Annotated in this window: 19 protein-coding genes, 1 pseudogene and 1 riboswitch; of the genes and pseudogenes, 15 read left to right on the top strand and 5 right to left on the bottom strand. The window is 56.8% G+C overall.

The window, feature by feature from the left end:
* Positions 1-28 precede the first annotated feature (28 nt).
* The 10 genes from ACFWW2_RS07375 (at position 29) to ACFWW2_RS07330 (ending at position 14492) form a co-directional block, all read left to right on the top strand.
* On the top strand, positions 29-1645 hold the full coding sequence (locus ACFWW2_RS07375; RefSeq protein ID WP_393927222.1) for an antiporter: 1617 nt from the start codon (positions 29-31) through the stop codon (positions 1643-1645).
* 63 nt (positions 1646-1708) lie between these two features.
* Positions 1709-5449, top strand: a complete 3741-nt coding sequence (locus tag ACFWW2_RS07370) for a nitrate reductase subunit alpha (protein ID WP_393927220.1) — start codon at positions 1709-1711, stop codon at positions 5447-5449.
* Positions 5446-6969 carry a nitrate reductase subunit beta gene (gene narH, locus ACFWW2_RS07365; RefSeq protein WP_393927218.1) on the top strand — a complete coding sequence of 508 codons (1524 nt, stop codon included), beginning with the start codon at positions 5446-5448 and terminating at the stop codon, positions 6967-6969. The genes ACFWW2_RS07370 and narH overlap by 4 nt, the downstream gene beginning before the upstream one ends.
* 1 nt (position 6970) lies before the next feature.
* Complete coding sequence (narJ, locus tag ACFWW2_RS07360) at positions 6971-7690, top strand: nitrate reductase molybdenum cofactor assembly chaperone (RefSeq protein ID WP_393927216.1); 720 nt, start codon at positions 6971-6973, stop codon at positions 7688-7690.
* A 12-nt stretch (positions 7691-7702) separates the two neighbouring features.
* The gene (narI, locus tag ACFWW2_RS07355; RefSeq protein WP_393927214.1) at positions 7703-8452 is read left to right on the top strand and encodes a respiratory nitrate reductase subunit gamma; all 750 of its coding nucleotides are present in this window, start codon (positions 7703-7705) and stop codon (positions 8450-8452) included.
* A gap of 5 nt (positions 8453-8457) precedes the next feature.
* Positions 8458-9255 (top strand): peptidylprolyl isomerase, encoded by a 798-nt coding sequence (locus ACFWW2_RS07350; RefSeq protein WP_393927212.1) that lies wholly within the window; start codon positions 8458-8460, stop codon positions 9253-9255.
* A gap of 489 nt (positions 9256-9744) precedes the next feature.
* Positions 9745-9957 carry a DUF2945 domain-containing protein gene (locus ACFWW2_RS07345; protein WP_393927210.1) on the top strand — a complete coding sequence of 71 codons (213 nt, stop codon included), beginning with the start codon at positions 9745-9747 and terminating at the stop codon, positions 9955-9957.
* Entirely contained in the window at positions 9954-10913 is a 960-nt protein-coding gene (locus ACFWW2_RS07340) for a DNA topoisomerase IB (RefSeq protein WP_393927209.1), read from the top strand. Before ACFWW2_RS07345 ends, ACFWW2_RS07340 begins: the two co-directional genes overlap by 4 nt.
* 536 nt (positions 10914-11449) lie before the next feature.
* Positions 11450-12799, top strand: a complete 1350-nt coding sequence (gene gdhA / locus ACFWW2_RS07335) for an NADP-specific glutamate dehydrogenase (RefSeq protein WP_393927207.1) — start codon at positions 11450-11452, stop codon at positions 12797-12799.
* 43 nt (positions 12800-12842) lie between these two features.
* Positions 12843-14492, top strand: coding sequence for an acetolactate synthase large subunit (locus ACFWW2_RS07330; RefSeq protein ID WP_393927205.1), 1650 nt, complete (start codon positions 12843-12845; stop codon positions 14490-14492).
* 231 nt (positions 14493-14723) lie between these two features.
* Here the strand turns inward: ACFWW2_RS07330 and ACFWW2_RS07325 are convergent, their stop codons facing one another.
* Genes ACFWW2_RS07325 through ACFWW2_RS07315 form a run of 3 tightly spaced genes read right to left on the bottom strand, consistent with a single transcriptional unit; the run spans position 14724 to position 17868 of the window.
* Entirely contained in the window at positions 14724-16379 is a 1656-nt protein-coding gene (locus ACFWW2_RS07325; protein ID WP_393927203.1) for an HWE histidine kinase domain-containing protein, read from the bottom strand.
* Positions 16349-17302: a GAF domain-containing protein gene (locus ACFWW2_RS07320; RefSeq protein ID WP_393927201.1), complete on the bottom strand. Its 954-nt coding sequence runs from the start codon at positions 17300-17302 to the stop codon at positions 16349-16351. The genes ACFWW2_RS07325 and ACFWW2_RS07320 overlap by 31 nt, the downstream gene beginning before the upstream one ends.
* The gene (locus ACFWW2_RS07315) at positions 17299-17868 is read right to left on the bottom strand and encodes a biliverdin-producing heme oxygenase (RefSeq protein WP_393927199.1); all 570 of its coding nucleotides are present in this window, start codon (positions 17866-17868) and stop codon (positions 17299-17301) included. The genes ACFWW2_RS07320 and ACFWW2_RS07315 overlap by 4 nt, the downstream gene beginning before the upstream one ends.
* A gap of 213 nt (positions 17869-18081) precedes the next feature.
* Between ACFWW2_RS07315 and ACFWW2_RS07310 the strand changes: the two are divergent.
* The 4 genes and pseudogenes from ACFWW2_RS07310 to ACFWW2_RS07295 form a co-directional block, all read left to right on the top strand.
* Positions 18082-18249: pseudogene (locus ACFWW2_RS07310) on the top strand (transposase); the annotation flags it as partial.
* A 447-nt stretch (positions 18250-18696) separates the two neighbouring features.
* Positions 18697-18794: riboswitch (glycine riboswitch) on the top strand.
* 118 nt (positions 18795-18912) lie between these two features.
* Complete coding sequence (locus ACFWW2_RS07305) at positions 18913-20154, top strand: D-amino acid dehydrogenase (protein ID WP_393927197.1); 1242 nt, start codon at positions 18913-18915, stop codon at positions 20152-20154.
* Between the two features lie 42 nt (positions 20155-20196).
* Positions 20197-21090: an SPFH domain-containing protein gene (locus ACFWW2_RS07300; RefSeq protein WP_393927195.1), complete on the top strand. Its 894-nt coding sequence runs from the start codon at positions 20197-20199 to the stop codon at positions 21088-21090.
* Positions 21090-21362, top strand: a complete 273-nt coding sequence (locus tag ACFWW2_RS07295) for an NfeD family protein (protein WP_393927193.1) — start codon at positions 21090-21092, stop codon at positions 21360-21362. Before ACFWW2_RS07300 ends, ACFWW2_RS07295 begins: the two co-directional genes overlap by 1 nt.
* Before the next feature lie 144 nt (positions 21363-21506).
* On the opposite strand, the gene ACFWW2_RS07290 is transcribed toward ACFWW2_RS07295, so the two are convergent.
* Together ACFWW2_RS07290 and pyrF are read right to left on the bottom strand one after the other, a co-directional pair.
* Complete coding sequence (locus ACFWW2_RS07290; protein ID WP_393927192.1) at positions 21507-21692, bottom strand: orotidine 5'-phosphate decarboxylase; 186 nt, start codon at positions 21690-21692, stop codon at positions 21507-21509.
* Between the two features lie 60 nt (positions 21693-21752).
* Positions 21753-22469, bottom strand: coding sequence for an orotidine-5'-phosphate decarboxylase (gene pyrF, locus ACFWW2_RS07285; protein WP_393927189.1), 717 nt, complete (start codon positions 22467-22469; stop codon positions 21753-21755).
* A 20-nt stretch (positions 22470-22489) separates the two neighbouring features.
* On the opposite strand from pyrF, the gene ACFWW2_RS07280 reads away from it, so the two are divergent.
* The gene (locus ACFWW2_RS07280; protein ID WP_393927187.1) at positions 22490-22990 is read left to right on the top strand and encodes a hypothetical protein; all 501 of its coding nucleotides are present in this window, start codon (positions 22490-22492) and stop codon (positions 22988-22990) included.
* Positions 22991-23061 lie beyond the last annotated feature (71 nt).

The raw sequence follows: 23061 nt of genomic DNA, 5'->3' as shown, positions 1-23061 counted from the left end.
GTCCCACCCCTGAACTTGGAGAAATCAAGTGGGACAAGATCTGACAAATTGGAACATTGAGGACGACAGTTACTGGTCCTCTACCGGCAAATCGATTGCCACGCGCAACCTGTGGATATCGATCCCATCGTTGCTGTGCGGTTTTGCGGTTTGGTTGTATTGGGGCATCATCACGGTGCAGATGCTCAACCTTGGTTTTGAGTTCGCAAAATCCGACCTCTTCACCTTAGGTGCCATCGCCGGTTTGACCGGAGCAACGCTACGTATTCCATCCACGTTCTTTATTCGCATCGCGGGTGGGCGTAATACAATCGTCTTTACAACCGCCTTGCTGATCATCCCCGCTCTGGGCACTGGGCTGGCTCTACAAGACCCCAACACACCACTGTGGTACTTCCAGATCCTTGCATTCCTGTCGGGCATCGGCGGCGGTAACTTCTCGTCCTCAATGTCCAATATCAGCTTCTTTTACCCAAAGAAGATCCAAGGTTTTGCCTTGGGCATGAATGCCGGTCTGGGCAACTTTGGTGTGACCACCATGCAAATCCTGATCCCATTGGCGATGACAATGGGCATTTTTGGCGGCGAGAGCCGCACCTTGGTCAACACATCCGGTACCCTGATCGGCAAGATCCCTGCCGGGACCGAGACTTACATTCAAAACGCGGGCCTGATCTGGCTGGTGTTCCTGATCCCGCTGGTCATCATCGGTTGGTTCGGCATGAACAATATCCGTGATGAGCATGTCTCGCCAAACATCCCGAACCCGTTGGGTGCCTTTGCGACCATCACCGGGATGCTATTGATCGGCTTTGCAACCGCTGCCTTCGGTTTGTGGTTGCTGCTGCCAGGGACCGAGGCCGGTTTGCCGACATCCGGCATCGGCCTGTCGAAATGGATCGTGCTGCCAATCGTCATCGCGCTGACCGTCCTGGGTCTGAAGATGATCCCCGGTGCCGTGGGCCAGAACCTGAGCCGCCAGTACCAGATCTTTGGCAACAAACACACTTGGGCCATGACTGTGATCTACACCATGACCTTTGGTTCGTTCATCGGCTATTCGGCTGCTCTGGCACTTACCATCAAGGTCGTCTTCGGCTTCAGCCACCTCGAAGTGGATGGTCTGATGACCCATGACACTGTGAACCCCAATGGCCCATCGGCCTTGATGTTTGCATGGATGGGACCGTTCATCGGCGCGCTGATCCGCCCGATTGGCGGGATGATGGCCGACAAACTGGGCGGTGCACGTGTGACGCAGTGGATTTCGATCATCATGGTCGCTTCTGCACTGGGTGTCGCCTACTTCATTCAGGCGGCCTATGCCTCTGCGACACCGGAACAATATTTCTACCCATTCCTGGGCCTGTTTCTGATCTTGTTCGCAGCAACCGGCATCGGCAACGGGTCGACTTTCCGGACCATCGCCGTGGTCTTCAACAGAGAGCAGGCTGGCCCCGCCTTGGGTTGGACTGCCGCGGTGGCTGCCTACGGCGCATTCATTATCCCCAAAGTGTTCGGCGAACAGCTGGGCGCAGGGCACCCGGAATACGCGCTGTATGGTTTTGCGGTCTTTTACACCGTCTGTATCGCAATCAACTGGTGGTTTTATCTGCGGCCCAATGCCTACGTCCAGAACCCATAAACCTGACGCCTGCCTGTCCCGGCATTCGCGCCGGGGCAGGATCACCCTGACAGGAGAAAAGACATGAGCCATCTGCTCGATAAACTGAACTTTCTGGAATCAAAGAACCTTGAAGAATTCTCTGATGGCTTCGGCAAGACCACCAACGAAAGCCGCGACTGGGAAGACACCTATCGCAATCGCTGGCGGCACGACAAAGTTGTGCGGTCGACCCACGGGGTGAATTGCACAGGCTCATGCAGCTGGAAAATTTACGTTAAGTCCGGGATCGTAACGTGGGAAACCCAGCAAACTGACTACCCACGTACCCGCGCTGATCTGCCAAATCACGAACCGCGCGGCTGTGCCCGAGGTGCAAGCTATAGCTGGTATTTGTATAGCGCCAACCGTGTGAAGAACCCGCTGGTTCGGGGCCGTTTGATGAAGGTCTGGCGCAAGATGCGCGAGACCATGGAGCCGATCGAGGCCTGGTCCAAGCTGCAAGCCGATCCGATCCTGCGTGCGTCATACGTGGAGACACGCGGCAAGGGTGGGTTTGTGCGCGCCACATGGGATGAGGCGACCGAGATCACGGCAGCTGCCAACGCCTACACCGCCAAGACCTATGGCCCCGACCGTGTCTTTGGCTTTTCACCCATTCCCGCCATGTCGATGGTGTCTTACGCCGCAGGCTCGCGTTACCTGTCGCTGATGGGCGGGGTCTGCATGTCGTTCTATGATTGGTATTGCGACCTACCGCCAGCATCTCCCATGACATGGGGCGAACAGACAGACGTGCCGGAAAGCGCAGACTGGTACAACTCCGGTTACCTGCTGCTTTGGGGCTCCAACGTACCGCAAACACGGACACCTGATGCGCACTTCTATACTGAGGCGCGGTATAAGGGCACGAAATCCGCCGTCATTTGCCCCGATTACTCCGAGGCCGCAAAGTTCGGCGATGTCTGGCTGAACGCCAAACAGGGGACGGACGCCGCGCTCGCCATGGCCTTTGGTCATGTGATCCTGCGCGAATTCCACCTTGATCGTCAGGCCGAGTATTTTGAGGACTACACCCGCAAGTATTCCGACTTCCCCATGCTGGTGAAGTTGGAAAAAAGGGACGGTAAGCTAGTGCCCGGCCGCTTTCTGCGTGCCGATGATCTGGACGGCAAGCTGGGCGAAGACAACAATCCCGAATGGAAGACAGTCGCCTTTGATGAGATTTCGAACGGGCTGGTCGCGCCCAACGGTTCGGTCGGATATCGCTGGGGTGAAGACGGCGAATGGAACCTTGAGGAAAAGGCGAAAGAGGCTGACACCAAGCTGAAGATGTCGTTCGTTCTGGAAGAAGACCAGGATGATATCGTCGGCGTCGATTTCCCCTATTTCGGCGGTCAGGCCTACGGTCAGTTCGCGACCGATGCCGACCATCCCGACGTGCTGACCCGCAACATTCCTGTCAAAAAGATCAAGACTGCCGAGGGCGACATCAAAGTAGCGACCGTCTTTGACCTGTTCTGCGCCAACTACGGCCTTGACCGGGGTCTGGGCGGCGATTGGGTCACATCCGATTACGCAGACGATATGCCCGGCACACCGGCATGGGCCGAGAAGATCACCGGCGTGCCAGCTGACAAGATCGCCCATGTGGCTCGTGAGTTCGCGGACAATGCCGAAAAGACCCAAGGCAAATCGATGATCATCATCGGCGCCGCGATGAACCACTGGTTCCACATGGACATGAACTATCGCGGTGTCATCAACATGCTGGTTATGTGCGGCTGCGTGGGCAAATCGGGCGGTGGCTGGGCGCACTATGTGGGGCAGGAAAAGCTGCGGCCGCAGACCGGCTGGCAGCCGCTGGCCTTTGCGCTGGATTGGAACCGTCCACCACGGCATATGAACTCCACTTCCGCTTGGTACGCACATACCGATCAGTGGCGCTATGAGACACTGAAAGCCGAGGAGATTTTGTCACCTACAGCGCCCGAAGGTGATTGGGATGCGAGCCTAATCGACTATAATATTCGTGCCGAACGCATGGGCTGGTTGCCATCTGCTCCGCAGCTGAAAACAAACCCCTTGGAGGTGGCGAAGGCTGCGAAAGAAGCAGGCAAGGAAATCCCCGCATATGTGGCCGAGAACCTCAAGTCCGGCGATCTGGAAATGTCCTGCGAGGACCCCGACAACCCCGCCAACTGGCCGCGCAACCTGTTTGTCTGGCGGTCTAACCTGTTGGGATCATCGGGAAAGGGTCACGAATACTTCCTCAAGCACCTGCTTGGTACCGATCACGGCGTGCTGGGCAAGGATCTCGGCGAAGATGGTGGCCAGTTGCCGAAAGAAGCCAAGTGGCACCCCGATGCCCCACGCGGCAAGCTGGACCTGCTGGTGACCATCGACTTCCGTATGTCGACCACTGCGGTCTACTCCGACATCGTTCTGCCAACAGCGTCTTGGTACGAAAAGGACGACATGAACACGTCTGACATGCACCCGTTCATCCACCCGCTGCAGGCGGCGGTTGATCCGGCGTACGAAAGCAAATCCGACTGGGAAATCTTCAAATCCATCGCGAAGAAATTCCAGGAAATCACACCAGGTTATCTGGAGAAGGAAACCGATATCGTCGCATTGCCGATCCTGCACGACACCCCGGCAGAGATTGCGCAGGATCAGGTCAAGGATTGGAAGAAAGGCGAATGCGACCTGATCCCCGGAAAGACGGCCCCGGCCTATGTAGCGGTCGAGCGGGATTATACCGCGATCTATGATCGTTTTACCGCTCTTGGTCCGCTCATGGATAAGCTGGGCAATGGCGGTAAAGGCATCACATGGAACACGCAGGAGGAGATCGACAACCTCTCAGCCCTGAACGGTGTGCAACTGGATGGTGCGGCGGCGGGTCGGCCCAAGATCGAAACCGCCATCGACGCCTGCGAAGTCATCCTGATGCTCGCGCCCGAGACGAACGGCAACGTCGCCGTAAAAGCATGGGAAGCGCTGGAAAAAGCCACAGGGCGTGAACACGCGCATCTGGCCGAAGGCGAACACCACCAGAAGATCCGTTTTCACGACATCGCGGCACAGCCACGCAAGATCATTTCCAGCCCCACATGGTCGGGGATTGAAAGCGAGAAGGTCAGCTATAACGCGGGCTACACCAATGTGCATGAGTTGATCCCGTGGCGCACCCTGACCGGGCGACAGCAGCTTTATCAGGACCATTTGTGGATGCTGGCGTTTGGCGAAGGCTTCATGTCTTACCGTCCGCCGATTGATCTGAAAACCATCACCAAGGACGTGCAAGATGATGGCGACAACCTTGTGCTCAACTTCATCACGCCACACCAGAAATGGGGCATCCACTCCACCTATTCCGACAACCTGTTGATGTTGACGCTCAACCGGGGCGGGCCGGTGATCTGGATATCGGAGGTGGACGCCAAAAGCGCGGGCATCGTCGATAACGACTGGGTCGAGCTTTACAACACCAACGGTGCACTGACCGCGCGGGCGGTGGTGTCCCAGCGGATCAAGGAAGGCACCACCTTCATGTATCACGCGCAGGAAAAGATCGTGAATACACCCGGGTCGGAAAAGACAGGACACCGGGGCGGCATCCACAATTCGGTCACCCGCGCGGTGCTGAAACCAACCCACATGATCGGTGGCTACGCCCAACAATCCTACGGCTTCAACTACTACGGCACCGTTGGATCGAACCGGGATGAATTCGTCGTGGTCCGAAAGATGAAGAAGGTCGACTGGCTCGACAAAGAAGAAAGCTGGAAAGCGCCTGCACAGGAGGCAGAGACATGAGAATCCGCGCACAAATCGGCATGGTGCTGAACCTCGATAAATGCATCGGGTGCCATACATGCTCTGTCACTTGCAAGAATGTCTGGACGAGTCGCGATGGCGTTGAATACGCATGGTTCAACAACGTGGAAACCAAACCCGGCCTTGGCTATCCGACAGATTGGGAAAATCAGGACCGTTGGAAAGGCGGCTGGGAACGGACGAAATCCGGGAAATTGCAGCCCAAACAGGGCAGCAAATGGCGCATCCTGTCCAACATCTTTGCCAACCCCTCCATGCCGGAAATCGATGACTATTATGAACCGTTCGATTTCGATTACGACCACCTAAAATCCGCGCCCGAGATGGAGGCGTTCCCAACGGCACGCCCGCGTTCCAAGATCACCGGCGAGCGGATTGAGAAGATCGAAAAGGGCCCGAACTGGGAAGAAATTCTTGGCGGTGAGTTTTCGAAACGCTCTGGCGATTACAACTTCGAAGGCATCCAGAAAGAGATCTACGGGGAATACGAGAATACATTCATGATGTACCTCCCCCGACTATGCGAGCACTGCCTGAACCCGGCCTGTGCATCGTCTTGCCCATCAGGCGCGATCTATAAGCGCGAAGAAGATGGCATCGTTTTGATTGATCAGGAAAAGTGCCGCGGCTGGCGCATGTGTGTCTCGGGCTGCCCCTACAAGAAAATCTACTACAACTGGGAAAGCGGCAAATCCGAGAAATGCACATTGTGTTATCCCCGGATTGAAAGCGGCAACCCAACGGTCTGTTCGGAAACCTGTGTGGGGCGCATCCGTTATCTGGGCGTCATGCTCTATGATGCCGACAAGATCGAAGATGCGGCAAACATGGAGGATGAACAGGACCTCTATGATGCGCAACTGGGTGTGTTCCTTGATCCCAATGATCCCGTCGTGATCGAGACTGCGCGCGCGGACGGTATCCCAGAGGATTGGATCAAAGCCGCTCAGGAAAGCCCGATCTGGAAGATGGCGATGGAGTGGAAAGTCGCTTTCCCTCTGCACCCGGAATACCGGACGCTGCCGATGGTTTGGTATATCCCGCCGTTGTCGCCAATCCAGAATGCCGCTGAGGCGGGCGCGATTGGCACTAGCGAAGGCATGCCGGACGTCAAGGACCTGCGCATTCCGGTCAGATACCTCGCCAATATGTTGACTGCTGGCGATGAAGCCCCGGTTGTCACAGCATTGGAACGGATGCTGGCGATGCGGTCTTACATGCGCTCCAAAACGATCGAGGGCGTTATCGACGAAGGGATCGCCGCGCGCGTCGGCCTGTCGGGCCGCGTGATCGAGGACATGTACAAGATCATGGCCCTTGCCGATTATGAGGACCGCTTTGTCATTCCGACAACGCACCGCGAACAGGTCGAGGAAGCTTACGACCTGCGCGGCGGCTGCGGCTTTACCGATACCAACGGGTGCGGCGGCGGTTCATCGAAGGGATCGCTCTTCGGCGGCTCCAAGAAACCCCTGAAAATGCCAACGGAGGCAATGTGATATGGCCCAGCCAGTAGTAGATCGTACTCTCAAAGCATTCTCACTTCTTCTCAGTTACCCGACCTGCGCGTTGCAGCATGCCATGCCCGAGATCAGCGCCATTCTGGCCTCGGACACGCGATTGACAGCAACAGCCCGTCGGGCGTTGCGCCCGCTGGTGGAGGCGCTAAGCGGGCGCGACATCTATGACCTCGAAGAGCAGTATGTGCTGCTCTTCGACCGATCGCGTACCTTGTCGCTGAACCTGTTTGAACATGTTCACGGCGAAAGCCGGGATAGGGGCGGGGCAATGGTGTCACTGGTCGAAACCTACCGCGAAGGTGGTTTTGATCCTGTGACATCTGAATTGCCGGATCACTTGCCTGTTTTGCTGGAATTCCTGTCCACCTGCTCCCCTATGGTCGCGCAGGACACTCTGGCGGACGCGGCTCATATCTTTGAAGCCTTGAACGCCCGGCTGATCCGGCGGGAAAGCCCTTACAGTGCCGTATTCGCCAGCCTTCTTCAGCTGGCAGGTGTGAAGGCCGACAAGGACGCGGTCGCAGAAATGCTGGCCCAGCCTGACGATGATCCAACGGACTTGGAAGCCCTTGATGAGGTCTGGGAAGAAAGCGAAGTGCTGTTCGGCCCTGACCCCAATGCAGGTTGTCCGCAGGCCCGCGAGATGCTCGCCCAAATGGACCTGCCCACCAACCCACCACCGCAACACGCGGCAGAATAAGGAGACACCGAAATGCTTGAGAATTTCGATATCGACTTCATCATCTTCGGCATCATGCCTTATGCCGCGCTGACCATTCTGGTTATCGGCTCCATCGCCCGCTACGACCGTGATCAGTACACGTGGAAAAGCTCTTCCAGCCAGTTGTTGCGCCGCAAGCAGTTGATGTGGGGGTCCATCCTGTTCCATGTGGGGATCATCACCATCTTCTTTGGGCATTTGGTGGGCTTGTTTACCCCGGTTTGGGTGCTTGATGCGCTTGGCGTGCCTTATGCGCTCAAGCAGTGGATGGCCGTGATCATAGGGGGACCTGCAGGGATCGCTGCGCTTATCGGAGGCACCTTGCTGTTGCACCGCCGCCTGACAGAGCCGCGTATCCGCGCCACATCCAGCTGGATGGACATCACCATCATGGTGCTGATCTGGCTGCAACTGGCCATCGGACTGCTGACAATCACGCAGACCCTGCAGCATATGGACGGCTCTGAAATGGTCCGCTTTATGAGCTGGTCGCAAAGCATCGTGACATGGAACATCAACGCCTGGGTGACTGTGGTTGACGTGCACTGGCTCTATAAGCTGCATATCTTCCTGGGTCTGATTATCACCGCACTCTTCCCGTTCTCGCGGTTGGTTCACATGATCTCGGGTTTCGCGGCACCCGTGAAGTATCTGACGCGTCCGGGTTATCAGATCGTGCGGTCGCGTCGCGGCAAGGCACTGCCCAAGCGCAGCGCCCCCAAGACAACACCGGCGGAGTAAAGCAGATGAACGCAGCACTCTTCCCCGATCTGATCGTCAACGGTGAAACGGTGCCCCATCACTTGGTGGCGTCGGAAACCCAAAACCATGATGCCCCGGCTGGAAAGCCGGGCATCGCCTGGCGCAAGGCCGCGAACGCCGTGGCGATCCGCACCCTTCTGTTGCAAGAGGCGAGGGCGCGCGGACTGAAACCTGAGCGTAAAGAGGTGGCGCCGGACAAGTTCGAAACAGATGAGGAGGCCCAAATCAGGGGCCTTCTTGAAATGGTCGTTGATCCGGAAAAGCCGGAAGACGACGCGATCTATGCGGAGTGGGAGAAAGACCCCAGCCGTTTTCGCGCGCCGCCCTTGTGGGAGGTATCCCACATCCTGTGCGCTTGCGATCCCCGCGATGAAAAGGCCAAGCGCGATGCGATGCGCCGGGCTGAAGCTCTGATACCGCTCCTCGGCAAGGACGCCAAAAGCTTTGCCGCGATTGCGTCGCGTGAAAGCGATTGCGGGTCTAAATCATCCGGCGGCACCCTTGGCCAGCTTGGGCCGGGCGACACCGTGCCCGAGTTCGAAGCCATCCTGCGCCGTCTGGACGAGGGCGAAGTCACACCCCAACCGATCCTGACCCGCCATGGCTGGCATATCGTGCGTATGGATGCCGTGGCCCTTGGGGCCGTGCTTCCTTTTGCGGCAGTGAAACCAAAAATCGCCGAGGCCATGGAAAAGGCATCATGGGCACGGCAAGCCCAGAAATTCGTTCAAAAACTGGTCGCGTCCGCCGAAATCACCGGCGCGGACCTCCGATCCGTCTAGCCCCAAGGAGGGCAAGATCATGGGTAAATATACACGACATCTGAACAGGGGGGATTGCCTTGAACCAACAGCGCTTTCGCGGTTGGCCGAACCGCTGTTTTCCATGAAGACCACCTGCGCGAGCGGCGGATATGCGCGCTAATCGATGGAACCGCGCGCGGCAGCGGGTCTGATGAAGATACTGTGTTGACCGTCCTTAGCTTTCTGACCCGTGAACCGCCCGTGCACCTCGCCAAAACGTCCATCATGCAAAGAGCCTGTCCCAAGGCACATCCGCATGTTCCCTAGAAAGGCGGCCTCACCGCACGGTACGAACGTCGCATGATCAAAGCGACACGAGGAGCCAAGCGCTCTCAAGTTCAGGCCTCTCTTGGATCCATGGCGCTGAAGTCAGACAGAATAAGCCGAATTTCCCATGCGCCCGGCCGCCAAGATGGGAACGTTTGGCGGGAAGCGGCGTTATCATCTGTAGCTTAAGTAGGAGTCGATATGAGCTATCAATCAGGTGACAAAGTCAAATGGGACTGGGGACAAGGGACCGCAGAAGGTACTGTTGAGGCAGTTCATACCAAATCCATAACGCGCACTATCAAAGGATCTGACGTTACACGCAACGGGTCAGATGATGATCCGGCGCTTGAAATCAAGCAGGACGATGGCACAAAAGTGCTGAAGTTGTCTTCCGAGGTACGCAAAGAGTGACGCCGGCTGGTTTGGTCTACTACCCGGATAGTGAAGCGGGGATCAGCCGAAGGCGGCGTGGCCGGGGCTTCTCCTATTTGGATCCCAAGGGAAGTTTGATCACAGACCCCAACGAACGGCAGCGGCTTGCGGCACTCGCAGTGCCGCCCGCCTATGAAGATGTCTGGATGTGTCCGTTGCCCAACGGCCATCTATTGGCAACCGGGCGCGACGCCAAGCGGCGCAAGCAATATGTGTATCACCCCGATTGGACCACGTTGCAGGCGGAAGCCAAGTTCGACGATCTATCTTCATTCGGCCGCGCCCTCCCCCGCATTCGACGCCAATTGCAAGCTGATCTGCAAGAAGATGTTGGCGAAAAAAAGTTTGCTCTTGCAGCTGCTGTGACCCTGATAGATCGGACGGCGTTGCGCATTGGAAACCCGCAATACCTTGAAGAAAATGGCAGCTATGGTGCGCTGACCTTGCGCAATCGGCACATCGCTGTTTCGGGCAACGAAATAATACTGAAATATCGTGCCAAGGGCGGTCAGAAAGTGAAGACCAAGACTACGGACGCGAAACTCGCGCGTATTCTCGGTAAGATTGATGACTTGCCGGGCGCCACCTTATTGACATGGGTTGACGATGACGGCGCGCCGCAAACGCTGACCTCTGACGTGCTGAACAATTACATCGCAGACGCAGCGGGTACCGAAGGTGTCACGGCAAAGACGTTCCGAACCTGGGCGGGGACATGTGCCGCTTTCGAGGTTGCCCTGAAAGGGCACGCCACAATCAAGGACATGGCAAGCGCCGCTGCAAGCTTGTTACACAATACACAGTCGATTGCGCGCAACAGCTATATCCATCCCGACGTGATCGCACTGGCAGGGCGACAGCCGCCACACGTTCAACCCAAAACACTATCTGGACTAAGAGTCACAGAACAGCATCTGCTTGGATTCCTTACGTAGGTACACTTTCATGGGCTTCGATTAGCGTCCGCACGATGTCCTGTTTAGTTGCACTCAGACTGTGTTGGCTCGTGTCACTGGAGGTAGGCCACAAACTTTATGCAGATGTAAGAGTTTCAGTTTCGTGACCTTTCGCTGGCCGACGCGCGGGTTGGTCAACCTGTCCAGCGCATTATAACAAAATAATGGGATTTTTTGGGAACCGATTGGTTGTCTCGTCGCTTTGGCTAGACAAGCCATAGACAGTGCATGACACGAGAACGGGATAGATTTTGGGACATCATGACCAGCACTCCGGCTTGTATCGTCACGACGACCGCTGGGACATCCATGCGTCCGCGTCCAATGGCGTTTCTTGGTGAACGATAAGGGTAATCTAAAAAATGGCGTCTGAATTGATGAAAGCCTGCTTTGCCGATCATGGTCCTGAATTGGGCGAGAACGCGAAACTGCAGCTATAGCTTATCTGGCGGAATGACGCCCCACACCCTGGCTGGTCGATGACCGCCCGATGTTTCCCTGATTGGACCGTAATTATGACATTCTCACTTGCAGACGGCTATGACAGTCTCGAAGATTTTCTAGATGCTCGAGCGCCCAACCAGCCAGAATTCCACCAAGCCGTCACAGAGGTGACTGACGACATCAAACCGATCATTGATGCCCACCCGGAATTCAAATCAGCAAATATATTCGAGCGCCTTGTTGAACCGGAGCAGGTTATCTCTTTCCGCGTGGCCTGGCAGAACGACGCCAATGAAATCGAGGTCAATCGTGGCTACCGCGTCCAATTCAATGGCGCGATTGGTCCATTTAAAGGCGGATTGCGGTTTCATCCGTCGGTCAATACCTCTGTGCTGAAGTTTCTAGGCTTTGAACAGACGTTCAAGAATGCACTGACGGGCCTGCCCATGGGAGGCGGTAAAGGCGGCTCTGATTTTGATCCATCCGGGCGGTCAGATCAGGAAATCATGCGGTTTTGTAACGCGTTCATGCAGCAGCTTTATCGCTACATTGGCCCCGACATCGACGTGCCTGCAGGCGACATCAATGTCGGAGCACGAGAGATCGGATATCTCTTTGGAGCCTACCGTCGGATCACAAATCGCTTTCAGGGTGTGTTAACCGGCAAGGGACAGTCTTTTGGCGGAAGCGAGATGCGCACCGAGGCGACCGGGTACGGTCTCGTCTATTTTCTTGCCGAGATGCTGAAGCACGATAGTGACGATTTGGATGGCAAGTCGGTCATCATATCGGGCGCAGGCAATGTAGCCACCCACGCCGCTGAGAAAGCTGTAAGTCTGGGCGCAAAGGTCATCACACTGTCCGACAGCGCGGGATTTATTCACGATCCTGACGGTTTGACCCAAGAAAAAATCGATTGGGTCAGAGCCCACAAAGCGAAAAAGGGCACCACGCTTGAGGCATATGTGTCCAAGTTTGGTGGCGATTGGACAGCGGGCAAAGGCCCCTGGGGGGTAAAAGCGGATATTGCTGCGCCCTGCGCGACCCAGAACGAGTTGGACAAGGACAGCGCGAAGATGCTGATCGACAACGGTGTTCTGGCAGTCATTGAAGGGGCCAACATGCCATCAACGGCGGCCGCAAAGGCGGTATTCAGATCGGCCGACATCCTTTTCGCCCCAGGAAAGGCTGCAAATGCTGGCGGCGTTGCCGTATCCGGGCTGGAAATCAGTCAGGATCGGATGCGCCGGTTAAGCGATGCAGACCAGATTGATGAGACGCTGGAAGGAATTATGACTGATATCCACGCCGCCTGCGTTGAGGAAGGAACCCGCGACGGTCACGTTGACTATAGCAAGGGTGCCAATATCGCTGGCTTCAGAAAAGTAGCAGACGCTATGCTGTCACAAGGCGTCGGATGACGCTCGCTCAAGAACCTCGTCCACCACTAGAAAGGCTTCTTTCATGAAAGCATCAGATCTGTTCGTGCGCTGTCTCGAAGAGGAGGGCGTAACCCGCATTTACGGTGTGCCGGGCGAGGAAAATGCCGACTTTATGATGTCGCTTGAGAGCTCGTCCATTGAGTTCATCTTGACGCGCCATGAACAGGGTGCCGCTTTCATGGCGGAGGTTTACGGTCGACTAACCGGCACTGTCGGCGTCTGCCTGGGCACACTCGGGCCCGGCGCCACCAATCTGATCACTGGTGTGGCCGACGGCAACATGGATCGCGCTCCAATGCTGGTAATCACCGGTCAAGGTGCCCTGACGCGCCAGCACAAGGAAAGCCATCAGGTCATGAACGTGGTTGAGATGTACAGGCCCGTCACGAAGTGGTCATGCGCCGTCAACCACGCCGACAACATCCCCGAAATCGTCCACAAGGCGATTAAACTGGCTGTAACGGAAAAGCCGGGCGCATGTCACATCGAGTTACCAGAAGACATTGCCGCCGTTGAGACGGACGCCACACCCTTGCGCGCGGCCCGCGCTCGTCGTGCTGTGCCTGATGACAAGGTAATTGATGAAGCCTGGGATCGATTGAAGTCTGCCAAAAGCCCGCTGATCATTGCGGGCAATGGCGCCATCCGCACCCGTGCCAGCGCAGAGCTTCGGCGCTTTTGCGAAACCACAGGCATAGGTGCCTTGATGACGTTCATGGCCAAGGGTGCGCTGGATCTTGATGATCCACGGTGTCTCTTCACGGTCGGTATGGGTCAGCGTGATTATCCGCAACTGGCCATCGATGCCGCTGATCTGGTCATTACCATCGGGTATGATCCTGTCGAATACGGTCCCGAAAAATGGAACGCCGCTTGCGACCTTGATATCATTCATATGGATTTTCTGCCTGCGGAAAGCGATGCGCATTATCAGCCGCATATCGAAGTTGTGGGCGATCTCGCGCATGGTCTGGCGCAATTGAACGAACGTGTCGCGCGGGATGGGTCACCGACCTATGATGTGGCAGCTCAAGCCAAGCTGCGCGAGAAGATGTTATCAGAATTCGCAAAGCATGCTGATGATCACACACAAGGAAGTATTCGGCCGCAAAAAGCATTGGCTGATGTGCGCGCTGTTCTGGGGCCGGACGACCTCCTCTTATCCGGCGTCGGGGCGCATAAAATGTGGGTGGCGCGTCACTATCAATGTCATCAGCCAGGTACCTGTCTGATTTCAAACGGCTTTTGTTCCATGGGGATGCCGCTGCCCGGTGCGATCGCGGCGAAACACGCGCGCCCTGATACACGCGTTCTGGCTGTCGTCGGAGACGCCGACATCATGATGAATGTTCAAGAGATGGAAACCGCAAGTCGGCTCGGCTCGGACATCACCATATTGGTCTGGGAAGATTTTGAATACGGCCTGATCGCGTGGAAACAGGAACAGGAGTTCGGCTCTCACACGGATTTGTCGTTTGCCAATCCCGACTGGATGGCTCTTTGCCAATCGATGGGGTGGAAAGGTATGAGGTGCGAAAACGCAGATGACTTGCAGTCAGCCCTGAAATCAGCGTTGGATCACAAGGGGCCGGCCATGGTTGTCATACCCATCGACTATCGCGAAAACATGGCACTGACAGAGCGCTTGGGCAAAATTGAGCAAACTTTTTAGGAAACGGCCAAACCCGTGAAGCCAACCGCATCTGTAGCGGTCGTTTGAGAAGCGACAAAAAGCGGATGCACCAAATGTCTTCGGCCAAAACCAAGATTGAGCAGCTGCTGCGCTTAGCCCGGCTCCTGAAATCAGGCCATTGAGGTGTTAGTAATCCGTTCAAACAAAGAATGGACTATGAAACGCAGACTTTCAGACAGTCGTCGATGCGTCTCAAGATAGACCCTGTATTCACTCAACCATCGCCAGTGCCTTGTATATCTCCCTTGGCAAGCTTTCAGAGTTGAATGGCTTCTGTACAACCGGCGCCTTTGGGTATTCGGTGAGGATGCTTTCGACATCACCATACCCGGTGGCCAGGACGAACGGGATTTTCATGGCGTCCAATTTCTGAGCCACGGGGAGAGATGTTTGATCTCCCAGGTTAATATCCAACACGGCCAGAGCGATTTCTTCGTTTGCGATGATCTCAAGCGCATCAGCAACCGAACTGGCAAGTTTGACTGCAGAAGCTCCTTGCGCGGTGATGATGTCCGAAGCGTCAAGCGCGACCACCATGTTGTCTTCAAGAACAAGGACCGTTCCGGAAAGCGCCCCGCGACCTTTTGTGTCTACTGCCACCTCTGCGTCGGGACTTTCGACCTCCGCATGTGTCCCTTCCGAGACGAACTTGGACGGGATCATGATATCGGCTTCAAATCCTGCCAGCTTGAAACGCGTCTCGACCTTGCCGTTCAGTTCAAACGGAACTGTGCGGTCAATGATTGTTGAACCAAAACCCCGACGGGTCGGCGCCTGCACCGGGGGGCCGCCCTGCTCGCGCCATTTGATGAGGAGAGCCCCGTCGCCGGCGATCTCCAGATCAATGCTGACACGGCCAGAGCGGTCGGTGAGCGCCCCGTATTTGGCGGAGTTCGTCACCAACTCATGAACCACCAGCGCCATGGTTGAAAAGGCTTCCGGTGCCAACATCGGTGCGTCGCCAGAGATTGCCAAACGGTCCTTCTGGCCATTCAGGAAGGCGTTGACTTCGACTCCGATCAACTCCCGCAGAGCGGACGGTGCCCATGCCTGCCGCGTCAGTTGATCATGCGCGCGGGCCAGAGACTGGATCCTGCCATCGAGAACCTTCGTATAGGTCTCAATACTCGTCGTTCCGGCTTTGCTTTGCGAAACGAGGCCCTGGATCAGGTTCAGGATATTCCGAACCCGGTGATTGAGTTCGGCAATCAGCAATTCCTGTTTTTCCGCGGCGGCCTTGCGATCGGCATTGGCCTCATCCGTCAATTTCAGAACGATCTCGATCAGGGATATCCGTAGCGCTTCCGCAGCGCGGAGTTCGCTTTCAGACCACGGCGCGGCGGTGTGGCGCACCATTTCCGTCCACGCCTCAAAGCTTTTACGAGGTGTCAAACGCGTACCGTTCGGACCCACTTCAACAGGCTTTTCAGGGTTCCCGGCCCATCGGACCGAACGCGCGATCTCGTGGCGGAAGAATACGATATAGTCCCGCGGTGTCCGGGAAATCGGCACGGCAATCAGGCCAGCGACACGATCCCCTATGGCCTCTGCATCGGGATAGTTTTCGATCAGGCTATTCGTGGCAAAGATCGTCCCTGTCGGCGCGGTGTTCAAAAAACGCGCGAGGCGCTTGAATTCCTCAGCCGTGGGCGCCGAGCCGCGAGCGGTGTAGCGCCCTTCGGAAAAGACGGCGACACCATCGCTTGCGACGATCTGGGACAATTCGTCGGCGATGACTTCAAAGCTGTCGATAAGGTCGCTGCCCGCGGACAAACGCACCATAAGGCGGTCATGCAATGCGCGCGAGTCGCGCTCTTCCTCGCGTATTTCGGTTTCTACCTTGCGCTCAAGCTCATAGGAAAACATCTGCGCGAACAGCTCGATCGCCGTTCTGCGTTCATAATCAACATACCGGGCCGAGCGGTGGTGGCATGCAAAAAGCCCCAGAGCTCTCCGTCTTTCAGGATGGATACCGACATCGACGCCGCGACACCCATATTGCGCAGATATTCAAGGTGGATGGGCGACACCGCCCGCGTGACCGATAGGGAAAGATCCAACGCCTCGCCATTGGGATTCTTCTCCGGGACGATGGGCGATACTTCCCCGTTCACATCAGCAATCAGGCGAAGCGTGCTGCGTTTGTATAACTCGCGTGCCTGCTTGGGTATGTCACTTGCAGGATAGCGGAGCCCCAGAAACGGCTCCATTCCAGCGGCATGACGCTCTGCGATCACCTCGCCCGACCCGTCCGGTGCAAAGCGGTAAACCATCACGCGGTCAAAACCCGACATGATCTGCAGTGCCATCGCCGCTTCTTGCGCGGCGGAAAGGACATTGTCCTTCTTGTTCACACGCGCGATGAGGGGCTGCACCAGCGCCAGATCATCGCGATCCTCACCAACAATCTTTTCCTCGAACTCGAAGACGTAGGATTGGCCGGACACGTGGATGGAAATATCAAATAACTTTCCGTCGCCCTGGACATCATATCCAAAAAGACGGCTGATCGCGGCACCACCGCTGCTGCTGATCTGCAACTTCGTTCGAAAGTCGTGAACGGTCTGCGGCGGCAGCAGATCAATCAGCCGTCGTCCGACCGCCTCGTCCGGTTCAACGCCCAGAAGATCCGCACAGTTGGCTGATAGATGGTTGACCATCAGATCCGCTGAAGTCGAGATGAGACATCCGTATGCCTGTACGTTCCCAAGCAGATGGATTGGCTCTTGGTCACAATTCGTAAGATCCACGGACGGCGTGGTTGCTTCATTGAGGTCGTGCTTTTTCATGATGCAAGCTCCACATTCCGACGTTGTTCTGCGACCGGCTCACAAGCTGCGGCGTGAAATAATGCAAACAGCATCTTGGTATCCTCGATAACTGTTCCCGCACGCTCGCTGTGCACGGGGATGTTGGAAAGCTGATCACAAACATCTCGCCAGCGACCAGGCACCGGCGCAAGCGAAAAATATGCATTTGCCTGTCGGACGATAGGGTCGCTCGCTGTCAACCATCTGCGCTTGAGCATCTTGCTGCCAAGACGAGAACCCTCAATGACATAGTCGATCGCAAGCCTATCTGGCTTATGAATATCCGATACGACAGCTGTGGTCGCTGATGTGCCCATCGTTGCCAAGTCGGCGTCGATCCGGCGCACCATCTCATCAAGGCTGCTCCATGCGTCACTTTCAGTCGTCACAAGGTCACGCATAACGCGGAAACAACTCTGATGGATGGCGAGAAAGCGTACAAAGCCATCGAATGTCGCAAGATCGATCAACGAGATCAGCCCATCGACACGCTCATGGTCCGCCTGTGTCTCGTTCTTCAAAACCTGTCGAAAATCTGCACACATAAATGGCCGCCCCTCACCCGGTTATTATCGTTCTTAAGGTAAAGCGTTTGCTCCACCTACAATTCCAGCAGCCTTGGGTCGTCGATACCCGCATCCCTGTCAATTAACTATGACATAGCAAAGTGGGCCGCGGAAGTTTCGATCTTGTTGGGGAAGCAGGGCAGTCGTGAAGCTGGTGACTTGGATATGAACTACCGGATTGGCTATCGCTGGCCACGCGAGGACGACAGGCGTGTCTTGAGAGGCTTTGTCTGCACCAATCGTAATGGCTTACGATGGCGCGATTCGCCAAAATAGTATGGCCCGCACACGACGCTGTACAATCGCTGGAAGCGTTGGGCCGAGAGAGGTATCTTTGCCCAGATTACGACGGGCCTTGCCGTCACACACGGCATGCAACTTTGTATTCGTGCGACCAATCAGCTTCTTTGTCCCGGCAGGCTCGAGGACTGACGACGCGTTGCTACCCGCCATGACCGCTGCCCAAAAGTCTTCCTCTCCGCAATCGCTCTCGCCACAACCGTCATCGACTGGTTATGTGTCCTGATCCCAAGTTGCAGGCACAAGCATTTTTTTGCATCAGAAATTGCCGCAACTGCATAAGGCGGCTTTTGTCGCGCAAAGCAGCCTGTGTTAGTCTTGGACAGTCCGTTGGACGCGAACCGGGTCTCACTTCGTGGTCTTTTTGGAAGCTGCCCTCTGCATGGCCTTTTTGGAAGCTGCCCGCGGCGCGATGTGGCGGAGTTGCAGATGAATAAATATCAATATCGGACCGATTAATTTTTGTTGCTTTATGCCGCAATCCGTCTAAAGGGTTTCCAATAGGAAACACGCCAACCGGGAGAGAACGGCCCGATTCGCAAGCGTCCGTCGCCGAAGGAGCAACCGCCCCGGTCACTCTCAGGCAAATGGACCGGTTGGGGTGCAACACGCCGCAGAGTGGCCCGCAAGGCCCGCCGGAGGAGCAAGCCACCAAGGTGGTGAATCTCTCAGGCCCAAACACGGTGGGGGCAGCGCGCAAGCGCGAATGGTTAGGAGATGACCATGCCTCATATTGCCGTTCTGGGTGCCGGGATTACCGGTGTCACCACAGCCTATTCACTGCATGTCCGCGGGTTCGACGTGACGGTTTACGACCGTCAGCGTTACGCCGGGATGGAAACCAGCTTTGCCAATGGTGGCCAGCTCAGCGCGTCGAATGCCGAGGTCTGGAACCAGTGGTCGACCGTTCTGAAAGGCATCAAATGGATGCTGCAGGGCGATGCGCCTTTGTTCGTCAACCCGCGTCCCGGCTGGCACAAGGTCAGCTGGATGACCGAATTTCTGGCGAATATCCCCCGCTACAAAACCAACACGACCAAAACCGCAGCCATGGCCGTAGCCGCCCGTGCTGGACTGGCCGAAATGGCGGAAAAGTCCGGCGTTGATTTCGATTTCAGCCCGGCCGGTATCCTGCATTTCTACAAGACGGAAAAAGACCTCAAGCACGCTCGCATGGTCAACGGATTGCTGGCGGAAGGCGGGCTTGAGCGGCACGAACTGACCGTGGATGAGGTCATGGCTCGCGAACCGACCCTGCGCGGCGATATCATCGGCGGCTTCTGGACCGAAAGCGACAGCACCGGCGACATCCACAAATTCACCATGGGGTTGGCCGACTGGCTGAAAAAGCAGGGTGTGCAGTTCAAACTGGGCGCACCGGTGACCGACCTGCATGTGCGCGATGACGGTGTCTATGTCGAATGCGGGCATGAGGAACGGTATGACAGCATTGTCGTCTCGGCAGGGGTGGCCAGCCGCAAGTTTGCCCAGATGCTGGGCGACCGGGTGAATATCTATCCCGTCAAAGGGTATTCGATCACGGTCAATCTGGATGACGCGGCCAGTCAGGCGGCGGCGCCCACAACATCGCTTTTGGATGACAAGGCCAAGATTGTGTCATCCCGTCTGGGCAAGAACCGGCTGCGGATCGCAGGGACGGCGGAATTCAACGGCGAAAACCGCGATATCCTTGAACGGCGGGTGCGTCCTTTGGTGAAATGGTGTGAGGAACACTTCCCCGATGTGTCCACCGAAAACTGCGTGCCATGGGCCGGACTGCGCCCGATGATGCCCAATATGATGCCGCGCGTGGGACCCGGAAAAAGTGACCGCGTGTTCTACAATACAGGGCATGGGCACCTTGGTTGGACCCTCAGCCCGGCAACGGCGGATGCGATCGGCACAACTGTCGCAGAACGCTTTAAAATCAACGGTATACATTCGCATACATTGAAAGCGGCGTGATGTGTAACTATCTGTCCTTCATAACAATAGAGGGACAGATACATGCCGATTGAAGAACTGATCGCTGAATTCCTGGGGCAAAACCTGCTCTATCTCATACTCGCAGTGTTTCTTATCATCTGCGCAATGGCTGCGGTACGGATCGTACCGCAGTCCGAGAAATACGTGGTCGAACGGTTTGGCCGTCTGCGTGCCGTGTTGGGGCCGGGGATCAACCTGATCGTGCCGTTTCTGGACCGGGTACGCCACAAAGTGTCGGTGCTGGAACGCCAGCTGCCCAACATGACGCAGGATGCGATCACGTCCGACAACGTGCTGGTGCAGGTGGAAACAAGCGTGTTCTACCGGATCATCGAGCCGGAAAAGACGGTTTACCGGATCCGTGATGTCGATGGCGCGATTTCGACAACTGTCGCCGGTATTGTCCGGTCCGAGATCGGTCGGATGGAACTGGATCAGGTACAGGCCAACCGGGCCAGCCTGATTGACGCGGTGCGTGATCAGGTCGCACAGCAGGTCGATGACTGGGGGATCGAGGTGACGCGCGCCGAAATCCTTGACGTGAACCTTGATCAGGCGACCCGTCAGGCGATGCTGCAGCAGCTGAACGCCGAACGCGCCCGCCGCGCGCAGGTGACCGAGGCGGAAGGTCAAAAGCGGGCGGTCGAGCTGCAGGCCGATGCGGAGCTTTATGCCGCCAAGCAGGACGCCGAGGCGCGGCGGGTTTTGGCGGATGCCGAAGCATATGCGACGCAGGTGGTCGCTGTGGCCATCGCGGAAAACGGTCTGGAGGCCGCCCAGTATCAGGTTGCGTTGAAACAGGTTGAGGCGCTTAGCAAGCTTGGTGCCAGCGATGGCAGCCAGACGGTTGTGTTGCCGGCCAACGCGGTTGACGCCTTTGCCGATGCCTTCAAGATGCTGAAAGGGAGGAACTGATGCCACTTTGGACGGAATGGTGGGTCTGGATGTCCGGCGCGCTGGTGCTGGCAACACTCGAAGTCCTGATCCCCGGTTACATCTTTCTGGGCTTCGCCATCGGGGCCGGGGTCGTGGGACTCCTGATCCTGCTGGGCATATCAGCCTCTGGATTGGCCCTGACGCTGGTGATCTTCGCCGCCCTTTCGCTGGCCGCCTATATCGTCATGCGCAAGGTGTTCGGGCTGGAAAAGGGCCAGGTGAAAATCTGGGATACCGATATCAACGATTAGGTGGGGTGAAACCCCACCTTACCCACGGTGGGGTTCTTAACGACAAAAAAGGCCCGGCGCACAAGGCGTCGGGCCAGTCTTGATCAAGCAGGTTTCGCAACCGACCGGGACAGGGTAGCGCGTTGCGGACTTGATCGGGGTTCGTCAAAGTGGCGTGTCAGACATTTGCAGAGCTTTGTGACGCAATCTGTCGATGACAGCCGCCCTTTCCATATTTTGTGGTCCGGCAATCTCGCAGGGATAACGAAAAGTGCGACCAAATCGTTCAATATCGACCGAAGCCTGGAACACGCCATTGGCAGCATTGTAGCGTAAGTTCTTAATATGCATGGGACACCCTCCGTCGCTTGTATCACATCGTAAATGCGCGAGCGTCGGATTGGTTCCCGATTAATGATTAGGAAATGTCGCTTGCGGTGATCGCAATTCGGCCAGAATGTCGTTGGCCGCCGCCCGTGGATCGGCTGCCTGCCAGACCGGGCGCCCCACCACGACGTGATCGGCCCCGGCGGCAATCGCCTGTGCCGGGGTCATCACCCGCTTCTGATCGCCCAGATCGGCCCCGGCCGGGCGCACGCCCGGCGTGACAATCAGTTTGCCGTCAGCCTCGGGCAGGGCGCGGACCAATCCAGCCTCTTGCGGGGAACAGATGACACCATCCGCCCCGTTGGACAGGGCAATCCCGGCCCGTTCCTGCACCAGATCAGCCACATCCCCGGCCTTGATGCAGGAGGCATCCAGATCGGCCCGGTCAAGCGAGGTCAGGATCGTGACGGCAAGTATCTTCATGTCAGACCCACCAGCACCCTCGCGTGCCGCTCGCACCACATGCGGATCGCCGTGAACGGTCAGGAAATCCAGATCAAACTGGGCAACACCACGCACGGCAGCTTCAACCGTGGCGCCGATGTCAAAGAATTTCATGTCGAGAAATATGCGCTTGCCGTGGTCCTGTTTCAGCTCATTGGCCAGCGCAAGGCCACCGCCCGTCAGCATTCCCAGCCCGATCTTGTAAAAGCTGACCTTGTCACCCAGTGCTTCGGCCAGATCGAGCCCGGCGAGCACATTTGGAACATCCATCGCAACAATCAGGCGGTCATCGGACATCTGGGGCTCCTTCAAACGGTTTGGCGCGGTCTAACGGCTGGGCGGGGCAGGTGCAATCGCGCTATGCTGCGGCCATGGACATGATGACGGTTTTCCAGACATGGGACGGAAAGACGACCGCGACGCTCAAGGCGGTAGCAGATCAACTCGCGCCTGCCGACTATGATGCGTTACTGACCGCCTGCCGGGACCTTGATGAAACAACGGCGCGGGCTGCATCCTGGGTGCTGAAAGCGGCCTATGAGGCGGGTCACGACATCGCTCACCCAAGCGATTTGCTGGCGCGCGACCTGCATTGGGAAGTCGCCCTGCATCTTCTGCAATCGGTTCAGCATGTCCCGGTTGGTTTGCCTCCAGAGGTGGTGGCGCCCTATCTGACCCATGACAAACCAATGGTGCGGGCCTGGGCGTTGGACGCCTATGTGCGGCTGGGGGCACCGGATGCTGAGGCGGTGCTGGCACGCGCCGCGGATGATAAGGCCGCTTCGGTGCGCGCTCGTGCGCGGCGCTTGATGAATTAAGGCGAAAGGCTGGGTGCGGCAATTTGGTTAGGGAACCACCGCAGATGCCAACGGTTGTTTCGGTGAACTCA

Source organism: Yoonia sp. R2-816, from assembly GCF_046762905.1.
In the GTDB taxonomy this organism is placed as follows: Bacteria; Pseudomonadota; Alphaproteobacteria; order Rhodobacterales; family Rhodobacteraceae; genus Yoonia.
This window is presented reverse-complemented; position numbering and strand designations above follow the sequence as displayed.

Coding starts and splice junctions, on each gene's coding strand:
- ACFWW2_RS07370 (WP_393927220.1), top strand. CDS start 1,709: ATGAGCCATCTGCTCGATAAACTGAACTTTCTGGAATCAAAGAACCTT.
- narH (WP_393927218.1), top strand. CDS start 5,446: ATGAGAATCCGCGCACAAATCGGCATGGTGCTGAACCTCGATAAATGC.
- narJ (WP_393927216.1), top strand. CDS start 6,971: ATGGCCCAGCCAGTAGTAGATCGTACTCTCAAAGCATTCTCACTTCTT.
- narI (WP_393927214.1), top strand. CDS start 7,703: ATGCTTGAGAATTTCGATATCGACTTCATCATCTTCGGCATCATGCCT.
- ACFWW2_RS07350 (WP_393927212.1), top strand. CDS start 8,458: ATGAACGCAGCACTCTTCCCCGATCTGATCGTCAACGGTGAAACGGTG.
- ACFWW2_RS07345 (WP_393927210.1), top strand. CDS start 9,745: ATGAGCTATCAATCAGGTGACAAAGTCAAATGGGACTGGGGACAAGGG.
- gdhA (WP_393927207.1), top strand. CDS start 11,450: ATGACATTCTCACTTGCAGACGGCTATGACAGTCTCGAAGATTTTCTA.
- ACFWW2_RS07330 (WP_393927205.1), top strand. CDS start 12,843: ATGAAAGCATCAGATCTGTTCGTGCGCTGTCTCGAAGAGGAGGGCGTA.
- ACFWW2_RS07325 (WP_393927203.1), bottom strand. CDS start 16,379: ATGTTTTCCTATGAGCTTGAGCGCAAGGTAGAAACCGAAATACGCGAG.
- ACFWW2_RS07320 (WP_393927201.1), bottom strand. CDS start 17,302: ATGAAAAAGCACGACCTCAATGAAGCAACCACGCCGTCCGTGGATCTT.
- ACFWW2_RS07315 (WP_393927199.1), bottom strand. CDS start 17,868: ATGTGTGCAGATTTTCGACAGGTTTTGAAGAACGAGACACAGGCGGAC.
- ACFWW2_RS07305 (WP_393927197.1), top strand. CDS start 18,913: ATGCCTCATATTGCCGTTCTGGGTGCCGGGATTACCGGTGTCACCACA.
- ACFWW2_RS07300 (WP_393927195.1), top strand. CDS start 20,197: ATGCCGATTGAAGAACTGATCGCTGAATTCCTGGGGCAAAACCTGCTC.
- ACFWW2_RS07295 (WP_393927193.1), top strand. CDS start 21,090: ATGCCACTTTGGACGGAATGGTGGGTCTGGATGTCCGGCGCGCTGGTG.
- ACFWW2_RS07290 (WP_393927192.1), bottom strand. CDS start 21,692: ATGCATATTAAGAACTTACGCTACAATGCTGCCAATGGCGTGTTCCAG.
- pyrF (WP_393927189.1), bottom strand. CDS start 22,469: ATGTCCGATGACCGCCTGATTGTTGCGATGGATGTTCCAAATGTGCTC.